Here is a 17,745-nt window from a genome sequence, read left to right on the forward strand (position 1 = left end):
CTCATCGCTTCAAAAGAGATTCCCAAAGAAATGGATCGTCTGCTTCTGCTTAAGCAGTTGTATTTTTTGGCCGAAATTGTTGGCCCCTTAGAAAGTGCTGTTCCCCTAGCCTTTGCCAAGGCCGTAGAAAAACTAGCTAAAGAGATCAAAAGAGCAGACTTACAGGCCGCCCTTTTAGCCGAATTAAGCCAATTTGATGACAAAAAAATAGAGGCGCTATACTATAAAGAAGCTGTTAAACACAACTCCAAGAATTGGCGCAACCTAAGTGGTCGGGCGCATACCGCTTTCCTGGCCATAGACTCCTACAAAGATGCTTTTAAACAAGCTACACTTCCTCCAAAAAGGAGTTTCTTTCAAAGAGAGCAACAGTTCCATATTCACTTTGCTACTGCTGAGGGCCAGATCTATTCTATCAGCATAGATAGTCTTCTTATTCCAGCAGCTAAACAAAAGCCTTATTTTAAAGCCGCTAAACTAAGCATGATGCTCACAAAAGCTGGCGATAAGGCCAGTAGTAAACAATATGAGTTGCCAGCTAGTACGCCCACGACCTTTTCTGTAGAAGAAAAAGGAAATATAATTACCGAAAGCAGTTCTTTTACGGTCTTAATTAGTGAGCCATTGGCCCAGGCTTTTTCCACGGAAAAGCAAAAGTACAAAGAACAAGCTACAGTAGTTAAAATTAAAGAAGCCATTGAACGAGACCCCACAGATGAAGAAGTTGTCACGGATAATATTGTTAAAGGCATTGGAGGCAAGAAGAAGACGGATTTTGTCATCAAACAAAAAAAAGAAGAATATCTAATTCGAGAGGCCTCAGAGGGAGAAATGGATGAGCTAAAAGGCCAAATAGAGCCGGGCCAACAAAAGCAAAGTATAGCTCATTTCCAAATTGACCTCCAATCAGTTTATAAGGGCATAAATGATGCTGGAGATGAAATTGTCAGTCTATCATTCTCATCAAAACTACTTGATAAGGATAGCCCTATACTACTTATGCCTCAAATTCTTAGCTCTACCAATGTAATTATTAGCAAAAAACTTAGATAGTCTCAAAGCCCCAAACTTTCGTTTGGGGCTTTGTTTTTTTGGCCTTCGGCCATTTTTGGATGAACTTCTAGGCTGCAAAAAGACGGTTTAGCAGAAAACAGATGCTTTAGCGACCTACTTAATTCAAAAAAGGAACAAATAAACTGTATATTGGGGGGGGTAGTGACCTATAAACAAAAAATCAAAATAACATGAAAGCATTCGCCACTATCCTTATCTTCTTTATTAGTTTACTTAATCCCAGTAAAATGCAAAGCAAAAAGGAAATTATTGCGGCAAAAAACAGTTACCAACAAGAGCAAGCTCTTTTGAACGAAAGCTATTTGCAGTATAAAAGCCTGAGCGAACTGCTCGCTCAACTCAGCCCTGAAGACCCAGAGTACCAATCCTTTAAAGCAGCCCTAACAAAGGCCAAAAAAGTTTTGGGGCCGTATAAAAAACAGTTGGCCAAGGAAAAAACAGTCTTAGAGACTATTATTGCCAGTTTTCTAGGCGCTCAGCAGGAGGATATACCGAAGGAGCAGTACAGAAAAGTACTAGCGCTATTTTTTGTGGATCTTCAGCAAGGAGTATCATCTAGACTTGGAAAAAAGCCAGCTTTAAAAACGGGGGTTGGCCTTATTAAGTTACGTTCAGATTTAGTATTATTTTTCAATCAAGTTCCAGGTCCACTCAGTAAACAACTCAATAAGGAGGTTAAAGCAATTCCGATTGATACCAATGTTGAAGACTTTCTAGCGGCCTTTTTGGCCATTTTAGAGAAATACAGCCAAGAAGATCAAATCAAGGCGAACTGGTTCAATACCTTTAGTATCAAAGAAGAGAATTTACTAAAGAAAATTAGCTATCAGCAACTAGAAAGCATTTTGGACCAAGCCCTAGCCAAAGATGACTTTTTGACGGAGGAGGAGTTGGAGGAGAAGAAAAAGAGAGAAATAGAGGAAAAAAAAGAAGCAGATTCTACCTACCGAGAAGAACTGGCTAGATTCAATGAAGTTCTAAGATATTGCAACAGTAATATTTTGAACAAACTTCATGTCATAGAGAGTTCAGAAGAAACAACTGCATTAGCCAAAGGTGTAGAGTACTATATTTCTGCCAAGGAGTTAATAGAATTTTTAGGAAAAGGAAATACAGGACATCCTCTTGTTCGGGCAGAACTCATTAAACAATTGGCTGCTCAACTAGATAGTAGTAAGCAATACTCCATACGAGAATTAGTGGTAAAGATTGAAAATAGCCTAGAGCTTTCTACAGCCTTTAGTACCCATCTCTTTCTTCAGGAGTTTTATGATTTTCAAAAACAAGAGTGGGTACAAGGAGCTCCTCCAGCAGGTAAAGAACTCTATCCCCCAGATTGGTTAAGTAGTTGCTTTGATCCTAGATTACGCAAAAGCCAGCCAAGTCGAGAAGTGGCCATTATACAGCTAAAAGAAAAAATCGAAGCTTGGTTTGAAAAACTACAGCCCAGTATAAAAGATCCTAATATTAGAAATTACTGCCTAAACAAAAAGCGATGGAAGGCTAGTCTAAGCTATCTTTTTTCAGCATCGACAGCAACTGGGCTAAAAATGCCGCTTTTAGAAGACTATTTTTTAGCTAAAATAGATCAAATCGACCCCAAGGAAGATCATCTTCACATGAAAGATTTTGCCACAGAAGTTTGGGATGATTTTCTGGGCGATAAAGACTTTCAACGATTAGATCCTTTCCATAACTTATTAGCCGAGGAGATTAAGCAATTGGCAGATAGTGCGGTAGTGCTCTTATCCCCAGCCAAAGAATGGGAAAAAGCAATTCGAGCAAGTCGTTGTCAGGGGCCAAAACCACTGCTTTTAGAGCCTATAGATGCTGTTTACAACTTGGCCCAAATGCCCATAACATTTTCACTTCAAGGAGAAAAAGAACTTACTCACTTTGATAAAGTGACTATTGGTTTTCCACTAAAATATGAATATGGTATAGCCCCCGGAGTAGGTAACAGCCTCCGGCAAGTTGCATTTCTCTCTTTTGATGAGAGCAAAAGCCCTATCATTGTAGGAGGAGCCAATATAGCCAATATGAAAATTCATAGCCTAACATCAGATGCTGTTCGATGCCAAAGGAATGGAAACAGCATGGATAGCTATTGGGTATTTAGCGTTCGTGCCGAGATTAACCTATTCTCTATATTGGGGATAGATACCACTGCTTTATCGACGCTTGATGAGGATGAGATTCCTTTTTATCTACTAGAAGAAATACGCAAGTACTTTGGCTCTTCAGTAAGTATAGGGCCAATATCCTTTGACATTAATAATCCCGAAATAAAAATAGATTACTTGGCAAAAATGGAGGTCAAGTTAAGTTCTTCCCCCAAAGGAATCGAAAGCCTACTCCTCCAAAACCACTTAAGAGGTCCCATTAAATTTAATCCCATACCTAACTATGGGTTAAAAGTAGATGATGAACATAAAGCCAACCTTTTTTGGGAGCAAACCCCAAAAGTAAAAAAATAAAAATCAGCTATTCAAAGCCCCAAACTCCCGTTTGGGGCTTTGCTCTTTCAATAAAAGATTGCGCAGCAATACTGCTTCTAAACGGTTTTGCAGGCGGCGAAGCCGCCGCAGGCTGAGGGGCTGTAGCAGGGCCGCCGAAGGCGGCAGACCCAGCGGGCGCAGCCCGCGCAGGGCCGAGCAGACCTGCGAGCTGCGCAATGGCCCGACCCAGCCGAAGGCTGGGGCAGCCCCAAAAAAAAAGACTCCCAAAAATGGAAGTCTTTTTCAGATTAGCGTTTCTTAAAGGATGGACCAGCAGTTCGTTTGCTGGCCGCCTCTACAGGCCGTTTGGCCGCCTCCTCTATGCCCTTGAGAATAGCCTTCTGGATATGCCCAAGTTGATCCGAAAAGTTGGAGAGCTGCGCCACCATTTGAACCATGGGGTTTTGCTCATCGCCCTGCAATAAACGGTCTTTGACATAAGCCGCTTTGACCGCTTCCCAGCGTTTTTGCTCCTCCTCCGTTTGTAGGCCCATCATCTCTTTGAGCTTGAGCATATTGGCCTCGGCGCTAGTGGTCAAGGTTTGTGATTCCCCTTTGTAATGCGAAATCAATAAGGTTTCAATCTCCTCCTCATTCATCACGGCCACCACTTTTTCCGACAATTTGTTCATGTTCCGATACGAACCCTGCAAAAGGAAGGGGGGCTCCGTTCGGTAGGCATCGGGCATTGCTGCCGATTTGATATAGCCTTGGTTGACCTTGAGAATGACGTCTCGAATGCGCAGCATTTTTTTCAAAACCGCCGCATATTCGTTAAGCTCCTGAGGCGAGTGATTGGCCCGAAACTCTAGGCCCTCTCTGCGGCCCGTTTGGGCAAACTCCAAAATAGGATACAAATCATCAATAGATTTGGCCGCCAACTTTTGGGTAACAGGATTAGACGTCAAGGAGTTTTCAATATAACTGAGCTCGAAAATATCCTTTGTCTTTCCAATAATATCTCCCAAATTGTAAATATCGGCCCGGTTGGCCAACATATCGGGAATGCGGAACTTATCCCCACTTTCGGTATAAGGGTTACCCGCCATGACCACCGAAACCCGCTTACCACGCAAGTCATAGGTTTTGGTTTGGCCCTGATATACCCCCTCAATTTTTCGCTGCCCATCCGTCAAAGAGATGAATTTCTGCAAAAATTCGGGATGACAGTGCTGAATATCATCCAGATAAATCATCACATTATCGCCCATCTCCAAAGAGAGGTTGAGCTTTTCGAGCTCTTTGCGTGCGCCCGCATTTTTGGCCTCTAAAGGATCTAAAGAAACCACATCATGCCCAATAGCCGGACCGTTAATCTTCATAAAGATCAAGCCCAGACGGTTGGCCACATATTCCATCAAGGTGGTTTTACCATAACCAGGAGGCGAAATGAGGAGCAACATCCCCATGCGGTCGGTTCGGCTGCCCTCGCCCAAAGTACCGATTTGCTTGGCCAAGTTATCGCCAAAAATGGGGAGGTATAGCTGGTCAATCAGTTTGTTTCGGACAAAAGAGGACAATACCCTAGGCTTAAACTCACTCAATCGCAACTGTTCATTAAACTGATGCGTCAGGTCTTTTTTCATCTGAACAAAACGCTCATACAAAGGAAGATCTTCGGCCATATAGGCCTGCATTTTATCCATAAAGCGGTTGTAGTCGAGGAAATACGCTCCCTTTTCACCAATGTTGCTATGCTCCCCCCGCAAGCCGAGCAGCTCTTGCTGTGTATTGACCTGCAAGACCTGGCTGTCCTGATATTGGCCCAGCAACAAAATCAAAGCGGCCTCATCCAGATAGGCTTTAGACTGCTCTTGGCTATCGCAGAAGGCATTGAGCCACTGCCGCAACAACTCAAATTGCTCTTTGGGAAACTTATCCAGCTCCCGAATGGCCTGTTCAAAATCCTTTTGCATGGCCTCCCCCGCTAAAAGAGCCAAAAAGGCTTGCTTGAGATCGTGCGCTTGGCCCGAAATCAAGAAGTAGTTGCGCTTGGCCCGCTCTTTTAGCAAGTAACGAGCAGCCTGAGCCGCCAAATGCGGAGCAAACAGAGCGGTTTGGGCCAGATAATCCTGAATATCCGCCTCTAAATCTTCCAGCAAACGGTCAAATTCCTTGCTTTTGGGAAACAATTTGAGCAATTGCCCAGCAGAACGCAACTGCTTGTCCAACAACTGCCGCTCTCCATCTTCCAAATGACGAAGGTAGTACAGTTGCGCCAATACTCGGCTTTCTGGACCAAAAGACAGATGGTCTATATGCTGATGCAAATAGAGCAAACTGCCCAATATCTGCGCCGCATCCTCATCATGAATTCCCTTGTTGTAGCCATCTTGGTAACGGCTCGCCATGAATTTCTGCACATAAGGCAAAATCTCGTCTTCTTTGAGCCAGTTTTGCTCGGCTTCTAGTTCTTTGAGGACCAAATAAGCCAAAAACTCGGCCCGATAGACCTTGGCATTTTCAGAAGGATAACTTTGGTCCCAAACCGATTTGGTGGCTAAAAACTCCGGATTATCCACTTCCTGAAAGAAACCCGTTCCCGTCAAATGATAATACATACCGCCCGAACGAGGGACCATGGTCAAATCTAAACTTTGGGTATTGACCGCAAAACTATGGCGGCCAAAACGAATGGCATTGCCCCCGCCCTGAAAAAGATCTTCCTTGTCCCGAAGCTGACGCAAAGCGTCTTCCTGAATGGTTTTAAGCTGCGTTTGTAGATCGCCCGCCTTATTGCTATCGCCCAATTCTCTAAGCTGCTCAATGCTTTCGCGCAGCTTATCAATCATGAGGTCAGAGGCAAAAAAGCCGTTAATCTCAATCACCGATTTTAATTTATTCGCCCGATTGCGCACCCCTTTCAAAATCCGCTCGGCGGCAGTTTGCAAAGCCGATGAACGACGATTGATGGCCTCGACCAAGCTGAGCTTTTTGGTCTCAAATACGTTGTAAACCTCTTCCCGCTTTTCCGAAATCTTAAGGATAAACTCATCAAATTCGGCAAATTTGCTTTCTAACTCTTCTACCTGAATCATCAATTTACTCAGGTACTCCTCGCATTTGCTGGGCGTATCCGAGATATCGATATAGTTGATGATCGACTGGTCGATCAGCTTCATCTGGGCCGCAAATTCAGCTTGGCCCTCAGCAGAAGTGAGCTCTTTGAGGCGGCGACGAAGGGCGGCCTTAATTTGGTTGAGCAGCGAGAAAATATCGGTAATGCTGTCAATGATTCGAGTGGTCTGGGTCGCATCCTCAATCTTGAGGTTAGACACAATCTCGATCAACATTTCTAGCTCTTTACCAATGCCATCAATGCGCTCTTCTAGTTTTTTTCCTTGCTGGGCCGTTTCTACATCTGGAATTTCCTTTTTGGCCTCAGCCACTTTTTGCATATAGGGCTCCAAAGCATCGGGCCGCAGCAAAAAGGCCACACATTCGGTAGAAAGCTGCGCTAGCTTTTCAGCCGCTTGGGCCTCTAAGCTTTCAATATAAGGCAACTCCGCATAACGCAAATCCTTAAGCGAGATGATTTCCCCACGGATAATCCGCAACTCAGATAAGAAGTTGACGAAGATGCCAATCTGATTAAAGCTAGCTTGATCTACCTCCTTAAATAAGGTATTGGCCCGCTGCCCCACTTCCTGAATGCTTTCTTTGCTCGCCTTTTTAATGGATTGCACTTTCTCAAACTCATCAATGGCGGCATTGGCCGCCTGGCGAATTTCACCCAAGGGCGCATCGATCCCAAAAGCCTGAGGGTCCTTAATCCAATAATAGGCATCAAGAATATCATTCGACTTTTTGGTCAGATCAAAGTAAAGATCGCTATAGGTTTCATCCTTGCCCAATAAACTCAGTAGCTCTTGGCATTCGGCCATGGCCCGCACAATGTCGCGGTTGCCCACCTTGTACAAAAAGCTATCGGTATGCTCAGAGGGAATGATGTCCCCCTCAATATAAGGCGTTTGCCAAATCTGAATCATGTGGTGCTTGGTCGCACTCTCCTCCGCTCTAAAATAGCAGAGTTCTCCATTCGGGAAAAGGGTGTACCCATGGCAATGAATGGGCGTGGCCACCTGCTGCTCAATTACATTATAAGAGAGCAAAATATAGGTCCCTTTTTGCTGATTGTAGAAGCTGAACAGATGGTCTTCTCCATTGGGAGATTGCACCCGACGCTCAAACTTATAGCCACTACCGCCCGCCTTATCAAAGACTTTGTAGTCGCCAGTTTGTAGATAAAAACCATTGGCAAAGATGAGCCCTTGGCTACCCGGCAACAAAATTCCCGAATGTTCTAAGGTGTCAATCCGCTCTACAGATTGTAGCTTTTCATTAAAAACAAAATAGCGGGCATCTTCTAAATAGGGGGCCATGCGCAAGACGATCAAATTGCCCAAATTGGCAAATTGGATGTCGGCATCTTCTAGTTTTTGGTCCTTTTGAACCACCTCTTCTCGGTAAACCCCTTGTCCATCAGCCGTATTGTCTTCTACCTTGATGGTCAAATCTCCGCCCACGGTTTCTACAAACACACGGTCCAAAATGGAAATATGCGGATGATCGCCATAGCGGTACATTTCTCGACTCACTTTTTTCCACTCAAACTCATGCTGAGCCGGAAATTTATAGCGATGCTCACCCGGTTGGTTGAAATAGAGCAATTGCCCATCTCGGACCTCCCACTTAAACATTTTGCTGTCGTTCACATCCTCGCTAAGCTGAAAGACCATATAGAAAAATGGACTATTCTGCTCAATGGCAAACTTAGCAAAAACGGCATCCTTATAATAGCGGAATAAGTTGCTAAAGTCGGTTAAAAATTGGCGATTTTGGCCCTCAAAAAGGGGGTTCAGCGCTGTTTCTTCAAAGCGGTCGCCATTAAATTGATAGGCGCTAAAAATATCTTCTAGCTTAATTTCGGACCGAAGGCCCATTTGCACATTATAACCAAAAATACAGAAGTCGCCCACCGCTATAATATCGCGGGCCACACAATTATTTTCGGTATTGATACGAGAGTTCCCTTTGAGTTCTAGCTCAATAGCACCAAAGATCTCTTTCCGAGCCACATTCAGCTCATCTAGGCGACCTCTCAACTCTTTTCCATAGCGGTTCAATCGGCCCTTAATGACCTCATAGGTACCGCTTTCGAGTTGGCTATTTTGCTCCTCTTCTTGTTCTGGGGCTATATTTTCCTTTGCCATAATTTTTTTTGGAGATTTTCTTGGGGCTGCCCCGCCCTGCGGGCGGGTCGGGCTGTGTCGGGGCTCGCTGTTCGCTCGGCCCTGCGCGGGCTGCGCCCGCTAGGTCTGCGGCTTTGCCGCCCCCCTTTCCATCCCTCAGCCGGGCGCTGCGCGCCTCTGCGGCGGCTAGGCCGCCTACTCAAGGACCAAAATGAAATGAAAAAACGCCTAGCCGTCCTTTTGGTCCACTAAGCGTTTTTTTTTGCGGTTTTGATTGGGGCGGCGCAGCCGCCCGGCCCTTGGGCCGAACGGACTAGCGATGGGAAGCAGTGGCCCGCAGGGCCAGACCGAAGCGCTGAAAGCGCTGAAGGGCCGAGCAGACCTGCGAGCTGCGGACCGTAGCGCCCGCAGCCCCACTTTAAAGGGCTGCGGGAGGCCCCAAATCATAATTAGCCTAGCAAGTCGGCAGCAGATTGATTGTTGATGCCCAAGCTACTCACCTGGTCCATCATGCTGCGGATAAGGTCTTTTTGGTTGCCGCTCACCTGGCCATACAACTGAGACAAAAGTGCAGAAATGCTCAGGTCACGCAGGGTGTCGCTACCAATATTGTACTCCTGAGCAAACTCCCGTAGGCGGCTAAATAGGCCCTGCTCTACGCCATTGCCCAAAAGGGCGGCCTTGGCATCTTGCAAATGCTGCGAGTTGTCGATCAGGCGATCTACAGATTTGCCCTTGTTGATCGAGTTGAGCAAAGAGTCGAAGAATTGCGTTTCGCCACCCACGATATCGATGCGGGCGTTGCTCAAAGACTGGCCTAGGAGGCGAGATTGAGCCTCGGCAATGGCGCGGCGAGCTTCGATTTCGGCCAAAGCGATTTGGCGCTCTTGCTCCAAGCGGAGTTTGTATTCTTCATGCTCGCGGCCTACGCCGTCTAGGGCCTTCATGGCCTCGGCTTTGGCGGCCAAACCTTTGGCTTCGGCAGCTAGGCGCAATTCGATCACGCTAGCTTCAGAGGTACCTTTTTGCGAGATGAGTTGGGCCTCTACGGTTCCTTTTTCACGGTTCACTTCGGCCTCGGCCAAGCCTTGTTTGCGATTTGCTTCGGCTTTGGCCTCTATGGCTTTGGCTTCGGCTAGGGCTTTTTGCTCAATCAAGCGGGCCTCTACGCTACCTTCTAGTTCGCTAGCTTCGGCACGGGCTTGCATGACTTCGGCCTCGGCCAAACCAACAGTGGCTTCTTCAGCGGCTTTGGCTTCGGCGGCAATTTTGCGAGCTTCGGCTTCCTTCTGCTGAGCAGCTTTTTTGGCATCGGCCTCAATAATAATTTGTTGGGCCTTGATTTCCGCCACGGCTTTTTCGGCTTCCGCACGGCGAGTCTCCTCTACCTTTTGGGCCTCGGTGGTCCTTTGTACGTTAATCATGGTCACTTGGCGTTCGCGCTCTGCTTCGGCCAACTGAATGGTATCTTGGATCTTCTGATCCTCTTCAATGGTCTTTTTCTCTTCGGCCTTACGCTCTTTGATAATCGCTTGGATATCGCGCTTTTTGGCTTCTAAGACCTTTTCCTTTTCGATCCGGGCCTCTCCTACCGAACGCTCTTTCTTCTCTACCTCCAAAAGGCGGTCAATCTCGATGCGTTCATTTTCTACAGCCTCGGTGCGTTCCTTATTTTTGCGGGCCACAATGATTTCCCGCTCCTTATTTTCCTCGGCAATGCCCTCTTGGCGGTGCGCTTCTTTGCGCTTGAGTTCAGTTTCCAAGTTTTTAGAGATGACCAATTGCTCGGCCTCATTCGTTTGCTCTGACTTCAAGATGGTCAAGGCTCTTTTTTGGCGCTCTTCTTTTTCTTCCTGTTGGAGCTCCAGCTGCAAGATGGCTTCACGAGCTTCTACATCCTGTTGCTTGATGGTTTTTTCTCGCTCGCGGCGGATAAAGTTGGTCTTTTCAATTTGGATTGAAGTCAATTCTTCAATCTTCTTGATCCCCTCAGAGTCAAGGATATTATCCTGCTTTAGGGCCGTGATAGGCGTTTGCTCGAGGTAGTCAATAGCACAGTCATCCAAGACATAGCCGTTGAGGTCGGTACCAATAGTTTCTAGAATCTTGTTCTTAAACTTATTGCGCTCGGTATAGAGGTCAATCAAGTCAAATTGCTTACCTACTGTTTTTAGGGCCTCAGAGAACTTAGCATCAAAAAGGTTGTTGAGCGTTTCTTGCTTAGACGCACGAACACAACCAATGGCCTGGGCTACTTCGAGGATCGACTGTTTGTCTTTATTGACCCGTACAAAGAATACAACCTTAATATCGGCACGGAGGTTATCTTGGCAGATCAACCCTTCACTACCTGTACGGCCTACCTCAATCGTTTTGATCGAGATATCCATTTCTTCTACTTTGTGCAAAACGGGAACGACAAACATTCCACTATCATAAACGACCTTGGTTCCACCAAAGCCAGTTCTAATTAGTGCACGTCCCTGGGGGACCTTTCGGTGGCAACGGGCCACGAGAATAACAAAGCCGATCAAGACGAGCAGAATCACTCCGCCGACGATGAGCATAATTTGCGGGAACATGAGCAAAATGTTTTAGAGTTGTTGAGTAAAATTTGGGGTTATTTGGGCATTTGAGGGGCCCCTTAGAAGAAGTTGAGGACTAACTTAGTCCACTTCTGTTAATACAAGGTAAGGAAATTTGCGATTTTCGCCATCTGGATGCAGAGATTTGAGCTGGTATTTTTTGCCTTGGATCTCCAACTCATCGCCTAGGGATAATTCAAATTCTTTTTCTTCTTGAAAGTAAAGCAGGACCGCCATTTCGGTATTTACGGTAGCCGCAGAAACCGTAGCGCTACCCAAAGGAGCCGGCACGCCCTGTTCAATAATATATTCTTTTGCCATTTCTTCTGTTTTGGGGGCTTGGGCGCAGGCCTGCAAGCAAAGCAGCAGGCCCAAGCTCCAAATAAATAAACTATTTGTCGCCGATGCTAAAGTCATAGAAATATTCTTTTAGCGTATCAAAATCAATTTCGAGGGTTATTTTTTTTGGCCCTACTTAATGTTCATCGGCAGGGACGACCACAAAGCAGTTTTCCTGCTTGATCTCATCCACAATCAAGACCTTTTGGCCCTTCTTGATTTCTTTTTCTATGCTTTTGGCCGAAATCGTAGAGACCGAATCGTTCACGAAGACTTTAATCTGGCCCATGCTATCTGGGGCTATCTCTGTGAGGACCGTCCCTACTTTTCCTTTATAATCTATCGCCTTTACCGAAGTATCTAGCTTGGCAAAAATAGGCACCAAAGGCGATGACAAGATTTTCATGATTAAGGCACTAGCAAGAATATTAGGCAATATGGATATAATGGCTAGCCCTATTGTATTCTCCGGATTATAAAAGCTTCCCTCATGGTTCAATAAGACCGAAATGCTCCATGCACTCAATATAAATAGGGAAAAGAGTATCATAAAGGGCAGTTTGCCCAAATTCAAAAAGCGGAGCGTGCCAATCCACCAAGAAACTTGCGCCCCAGCAGAAACCTCAGTATCTGCATCGGCATCTACATCCACATCTGCATCTACATCCACATCTGCATCTACATCTACGTCTACATCTACATCGACGTCCACATCTACATCCACATCTGCATCTAGGTCCATATCAAAGCTCTCTATATCTAGTGCGCCCAATACTACCGACAACCAATACAAAATGACCAATACAAACAAAACGGTCCAAAGAAGATTGGAGGCCGATAAGGCCGCCTGGATAAGCTCCATCATAGGGGAATAATTAAATCTAGGGGTTCATGAACCTATTAAAATGAATAGACATCTAGCCTAAGGCTTCTTTCTTAACAAAGGTTCCCTTTATGTTAAAATGTCTTAAGGCCTTTAATTTAGCGCTTTTTGGGCGAATACCTAGTTTTTGAAAACAAAAACTCTAGGCGCTCTGGCCTGAAAGCTACTATTCATCCTATCTAGAGGAGAATATTTTTTTGGGGCCTGCCGCCTGCGGCGGCCGGGCCCTTGCAGGGCTCGCAGGTCTGCTCGGCCCTGCGTCGCCTTCGGCTCCTTGGTCTGCGGCTGCGCCGCCCCCTTTCAGGCCCCTAGGCCTGCGGCCCTTCGGGCCTGTAGGATGGATATATATACCTGTAGGTTGAAACCTACAGCCATACAACAGCAGTATTGCTTCGCAATGATATATGTATGAGGGTTGAAACCCTCATACTTTTAACGGACCTCTTAGCCACCGCATTTATGATTTACACAGCCTAGAAGATGTTTATCTATGGAGGGTTTCAACCCTCCATACCATATTAAAACGCATTCGTTAATTGGCTGTGGGTTTTAACCTACAGCTTGGCCGAAGGCCAAACGGCCTAGCGATGTGCAGGGGGGGCGCAAAGCGCCAGACCCAGCGGGCGCAGCCCGCGCAGGGCCGAGCGAATAGCGAGCCCCGAAACGTAGCGCCGCAAGGCGAAGCCGCAGCGGAGGCCCCAAATCCTAGTTCCCCCCCTCTACCATCTTGATCTCCTCCTCACTCAATCCATATAAGGCATAAACCGCCCGATCAATCTCCTCCTCTATTTGTTGCTGCTGCTCCTTGGAGCTAGCCGCTAAACGCCGCTCGACGAGCTCCTTTAAGACAGCTTCCTCTGCTGGACTAGGTTCTTTTATAGGTATTAGCTCCATATATACTTTACTAGGCTCTTTTGTATTGCCCTGCAATTCTGGAAAGTTATCCGCAAAACAATAGCGAAATAGCTTTGAATTAAAAAAGGCTGTTAAATAATATACAGCAGCTCCTGTCATGATAAAACACTTCTGATTCGTATAGTACTCTCCTTTCAAATCAAGCGCAAAAGGCAGAAACTTAGTCATATTCGGGTAAATAAGCTTCGGTTTATCAAATTGTTCCTGATATGCACAACCTCGAAGATTTGTCCAGTGATCTCCTTGATCTCCTCTTTTAGCAGCCCGAGTTTTATACTTTAATAGATGCTTGTATACTGCAGGATAATCTTTTTCAATATTTATTCTAGGGACTGTACCATAACCATTATGAGATGTAATCAGCCACAAATCACTAAAATTAAGCGAATAAGCCCCTATATCTCTTCCTCTAAGAATAGGCCTTAGAACTTCTGCACTCTTGGGGTCTGCCTTAATTAGAGCATCTCTTTGCTCTTTGTTAATCACAAAAGCCTCATTATAGCCAGTTTTAATCCCATAGTTAATTTCTACATCCCAATCCCTCAAGGCTTTACCCTGCGCACTTACTTTTTGCTTAATAATATGCCGCTCCTTATCTAAAATAATCCAAGCTTCATCCTTTTCAAACTCATCCATATCTATATGATGCGCAGCAAAATAAGTAGCCAAATCATCTAATTTTTCTTGCTCGGCTCGAACAATTCTTAATGCTTTTATGGGAAACAGAGGGCTGCTTCTTTGGAAAAAGCCTAGACTAGTCAAAACCGTTGCCGTATCAAAAATTTGACAGTCCGATAAATCAACTACGGCTAGGGTCCGCATTTTTTCTGTAAAGAAATTGCGTAATGCTCTAGCCCCTTTTGCTCTTAGCCAAGCACTTCCCGTAATAAAATTCACTGTTCCTCCTTCTCTAAGTAACTGCTCTGCTTTTTCATAAAAGAGCATATAAACATCTCCTGATCGATTGAAAACAGTATAGCCCTGATCTTGATAAAGCTTAGCCAAAGCGCCCCCATTCTGTTGCAGTTGAATATAAGGCGGATTCCCAATCACCACATCAAAGCCCCTAAAGCTACCATCCTCATTGAGCACCTCTGGAAACTCGAAGCGCCATTCAAAGGCTCGGTCATAGATTTCGTTGTTAATCAGGGCATCTCTTTCTGCCTCTACCTTAACTAATTTATTCTTGAGGCTTTTGAGCTTGGCCTTTTCGGCCTTGCTAATCTTCTGACCAAAGCGCTTGAGGTTATCTAGTTCTTCCTTTTTCTTGACATAGGCTCCTCTGACCTTGGACACCTTAGTAATAAAGTTGCGGCTGAGGCTTTCCTGAAAACCTGCTTTTACCTCTTGGATAATCTGCATAATCTCCCGCTTTTTGCCCTTATCATTGCTGCTCTTATAGCTGGCCACGGCATTGCGGTAATCATTCAAACTATATTTGGGCTGTATGGCTCCCTTTTTCTTGCGGCCCTTCTGCTTAAAGGCGGCAGACAAATCCTCATCTAGGGCAAAGCGACTAATCAAGGAGTTGCCCGTCTTAATATTGATATCAATATTGGGCAGGGTCTGCAATTCGCCATCTTGGGTATAATAGGCATGCTTGAGCAGCTCAATCCAGAGACGCAAACGGCAAATCTTAACCGAATTGGGGTTGAGGTCCACCCCAAACAAACAGTTCTCAATCAAATGCCGCTTGTTCTCAAAGATCGCCTGTTGGATCTGCTGCGAGCTTTTATTTTTGGGTTGGTATTCATGTAAGTCGCCTTCCCGATAGCGGATAATCAACTCATCATTTTCGATCTCCAACTCAATCCGCAGAGGTTTGTTCTCTGCATCCAGCAACAGCCCCAACTCATTCTTAATATAGAGCAGCTCATTGAGCGCACTGACCAGAAAGTGGCCCGAACCTACGGCGGGATCACAGATGCGCAGACTATCGATCTCGGCATTTACGGCCAAGCGGAAGGCCTGCCGTTCGGCTTCCGGCTTCATCTTTTTGTAGTGTCTAAAGAGCAAGAAGTTGAGCTCCTCCAAGTCCTCAATATCCTCCCCCAAATCAAAAGCCTGGGCCAACTTCTGAATCACGGCCTTTTGCAGGCTCTGCCGACTCATGTACATCGTAATATAAGCAGGGGTATAAAAAGAGCCATCCTGATAGCCATTGATCTTTTCAAAGATCAGCCCCAGCACCGAGGCCGAAATCAGGCTCTTCTGCTGCTCGCCTTCCTGCAAGAGTTCTTCCCCTCCCTCGGCCTCACTAAAGTTATAGGCCTCCAAAAAGCGGAAGAGATAATCTAGTAGGGGCAATTTCCCCTGCATCCGTTTGAGGTTGGCATCCTTGAGCACCGTCTTTTCATAAAGCGGCAATTCTAGCTCTTCTAGGGCCGAAATAGAAAGGACATTTTGCTCTAGGGCTGTTTCCTCAAACAAAGAGGAATTTAGATAGGGGATCTGCGCATAATCGGCCTGCACCCGCTGATGTCGGTCGGCCTTTCGCTTGGCCAATACCGAGAAAAACAGCTCCTTGAGCTTATTGAATTTGGGCAAAAACTGATAATTCAGAAAGCCCTTTTGTTCTTCCTCCTGCTGCATCAGCTGCGCCTCTAGCAACTTGAGGAACAGCAGTCGGTTGATCCAGCTCAAAGAAAGCTCTAAGCCCAGATGAAAATACTGCTCCTCCTTATTCGGGCCATACTGCCCAGGCCGATCTACCTTATATAAGGCATCGGTTTCGCTCAGGGCATAGATTGTCGACTCTAGCAAAGAGGCATCATGCCGCTTGCCTTGGCTGGCCCGACCAATTAGTTTTTTCCCCTTCTCCTGCTGCTCCTCTAGGCCCATAATATGCAAGAGCTCATAATAAAACTCCTTATTGAGCTGGTTGTTATCATTGCCTAGGGGCTCCCGCAACAAATAATAAGGCGAAAAGAGTTTGTAGACATAGAGCAAGGCCCGCTCACTAAATTCTTTGCGGATATCCAGGTAATAAAAGGGCAAGCTTTTGCCTGTATTTCCATCCAGCAGCTCGGCAATATACTTTTGGGCAATCTCCTTATAAAAGAGCTCCGTCTTGCTACTGTCCTTTTTGCCATCGCGGAAAGCCTCATACTCCCGAATCAGGGCCTTATTCTTATAAAAGCATTCATAAAAGCTATTGGCCGAAAAGAAAAACCATTCGTTGCCATTCGTAATGACCAACTGCTTAATATCGTTGTTTTGTTCATCTAGCCGCTGCCGCAAATAATAGAGCAAGAGCTCTTGCAGGGCTTTGGTATTGAGCTTATCCACTGTAGGAAACTCGGCGGGGTTCTGCGGGCGCTTACATTCCAAAAGGACCAAAGGTCTGGCGCCGGCATCCCCCTCCTGAATCACCATATCCAAGCGGTCCAGCGTATTGATCGTATAGCGATCTATGGGATAAAAGCTATTGCGTAAAAACTCGCTGATATAAGTCTTTGCATTCTCCTCCGACTCCTGCCGCAGCTCATGCCCGTCCATCTGCAACTTAAAGCGCTTGAGCTGCTCCTCAAAGCGGTCCAATTCCTTTGCTTGAATCTGATGTTGCAATAATGATTTGGGTAAAAGCTGGCTGAGCTTCTCGATTTGTTTTCCTCCTGGGTTCATCGTATTGTTTGTTTTATTCTGGCTGTTAAAATAGCTAAAAAATACAAATCAAGCTCTTTTTTGTCCGGCCTATCTAGATAGGGATATTTTTTTGGGGCCTGCCGCCTTTGGCGGCCGGGCCCTTGCAGGGCTCGCAGGTCTGCTCGGCCCTGCGTCGCCTTCGGCTCCTTGGTCTGCGGCTAGGCCGCCCCCTTTCAGGCCCCTAGGCCGATTTGGCCTCCGGCCAACCCTAGGGCCAAGGCCCTAGGCTATCTAAAAAATCGCCATCCCCTCATTCGAGGGGATTTGCATTCCAGCCAGCCCCTAACCACATTCCCTAAAACAACCATTAACCGAAGCACAAAAAAGCCCCCTCCACGGAGGGGGTGACTTTACCTTTAGCCTAGGGCCTTGGCCCTAGGGTCCTATATCTCCTTATCCATTATCACCCCTACCCCCTAGGGCCAAGGCCCTAGGCTATCTAAAAAATCGCCATCCCCTCATTCGAGGGGATTTGCATTCCAGCCAACCCCTAACCACATTCCCTAAAACAAGCATTGACCGAAGCACAAAAAAGCCCCCTCCACGGAGGGGGTGACTTTACCTTTAGCCTAGGGCCTTGGCCCTAGGGTCCTATATCTCCTTATCCATTATCA

General features: G+C 46.0%; 6 protein-coding genes and 1 pseudogene. 2 read left to right on the forward strand and 5 right to left on the reverse strand.

Annotation, left to right across the window (positions count from 1 at the left end):
* Together SAPGRDRAFT_RS02420 and SAPGRDRAFT_RS02425 are read left to right on the forward strand one after the other, a co-directional pair.
* A pseudogene (locus SAPGRDRAFT_RS02420) lies at window positions 1–1,053 on the forward strand (hypothetical protein); the annotation flags it as partial.
* Window positions 1,054–1,244: 191 nt separating this feature from the next.
* Window positions 1,245–3,551 carry a hypothetical protein gene (locus tag SAPGRDRAFT_RS02425; protein ID WP_002656906.1) on the forward strand — a complete coding sequence of 769 codons (2,307 nt, stop codon included), beginning with the start codon at window positions 1,245–1,247 and terminating at the stop codon, window positions 3,549–3,551.
* Between the two features lie 269 nt (window positions 3,552–3,820).
* Here the strand turns inward: SAPGRDRAFT_RS02425 and SAPGRDRAFT_RS02435 are convergent, their stop codons facing one another.
* From SAPGRDRAFT_RS02435 to SAPGRDRAFT_RS02460, 5 genes are all read right to left on the reverse strand, one after another.
* Window positions 3,821–8,785, reverse strand: coding sequence for a DNA repair ATPase (locus tag SAPGRDRAFT_RS02435; RefSeq protein ID WP_002656910.1), 4,965 nt, complete (start codon window positions 8,783–8,785; stop codon window positions 3,821–3,823).
* A 428-nt stretch (window positions 8,786–9,213) separates the two neighbouring features.
* The gene (locus tag SAPGRDRAFT_RS02445; protein WP_002656912.1) at window positions 9,214–11,346 is read right to left on the reverse strand and encodes a flotillin family protein; all 2,133 of its coding nucleotides are present in this window, start codon (window positions 11,344–11,346) and stop codon (window positions 9,214–9,216) included.
* 84 nt (window positions 11,347–11,430) lie between these two features.
* The gene (locus SAPGRDRAFT_RS02450) at window positions 11,431–11,766 is read right to left on the reverse strand and encodes a hypothetical protein (RefSeq protein WP_002656915.1); all 336 of its coding nucleotides are present in this window, start codon (window positions 11,764–11,766) and stop codon (window positions 11,431–11,433) included.
* Between the two features lie 58 nt (window positions 11,767–11,824).
* The gene (locus SAPGRDRAFT_RS02455; RefSeq protein ID WP_002656916.1) at window positions 11,825–12,553 is read right to left on the reverse strand and encodes an NfeD family protein; all 729 of its coding nucleotides are present in this window, start codon (window positions 12,551–12,553) and stop codon (window positions 11,825–11,827) included.
* Window positions 12,554–13,276: 723 nt separating this feature from the next.
* Window positions 13,277–17,110, reverse strand: coding sequence for a type IIG restriction enzyme/methyltransferase (locus tag SAPGRDRAFT_RS02460; RefSeq protein WP_002656918.1), 3,834 nt, complete (start codon window positions 17,108–17,110; stop codon window positions 13,277–13,279).
* Window positions 17,111–17,745: the final 635 nt, after the last annotated feature.

The sequence above is a fragment of the Saprospira grandis DSM 2844 genome, from assembly GCF_000275825.1.
GTDB classification, from domain to species: domain Bacteria; phylum Bacteroidota; class Bacteroidia; order Chitinophagales; family Saprospiraceae; genus Saprospira; species Saprospira grandis_A.

Excerpts from the sequence above, each read along its gene's own strand:
- SAPGRDRAFT_RS02425 (WP_002656906.1), top strand. The coding sequence starts at position 1,245 with ATGAAAGCATTCGCCACTATCCTTATCTTCTTTATTAGTTTACTTAAT.
- SAPGRDRAFT_RS02455 (WP_002656916.1), bottom strand. The coding sequence starts at position 12,553 with ATGATGGAGCTTATCCAGGCGGCCTTATCGGCCTCCAATCTTCTTTGG.
- SAPGRDRAFT_RS02445 (WP_002656912.1), bottom strand. The coding sequence starts at position 11,346 with ATGTTCCCGCAAATTATGCTCATCGTCGGCGGAGTGATTCTGCTCGTC.
- SAPGRDRAFT_RS02435 (WP_002656910.1), bottom strand. The coding sequence starts at position 8,785 with ATGGCAAAGGAAAATATAGCCCCAGAACAAGAAGAGGAGCAAAATAGC.
- SAPGRDRAFT_RS02450 (WP_002656915.1), bottom strand. The coding sequence starts at position 11,766 with ATGACTTTAGCATCGGCGACAAATAGTTTATTTATTTGGAGCTTGGGC.
- SAPGRDRAFT_RS02460 (WP_002656918.1), bottom strand. The coding sequence starts at position 17,110 with ATGAACCCAGGAGGAAAACAAATCGAGAAGCTCAGCCAGCTTTTACCC.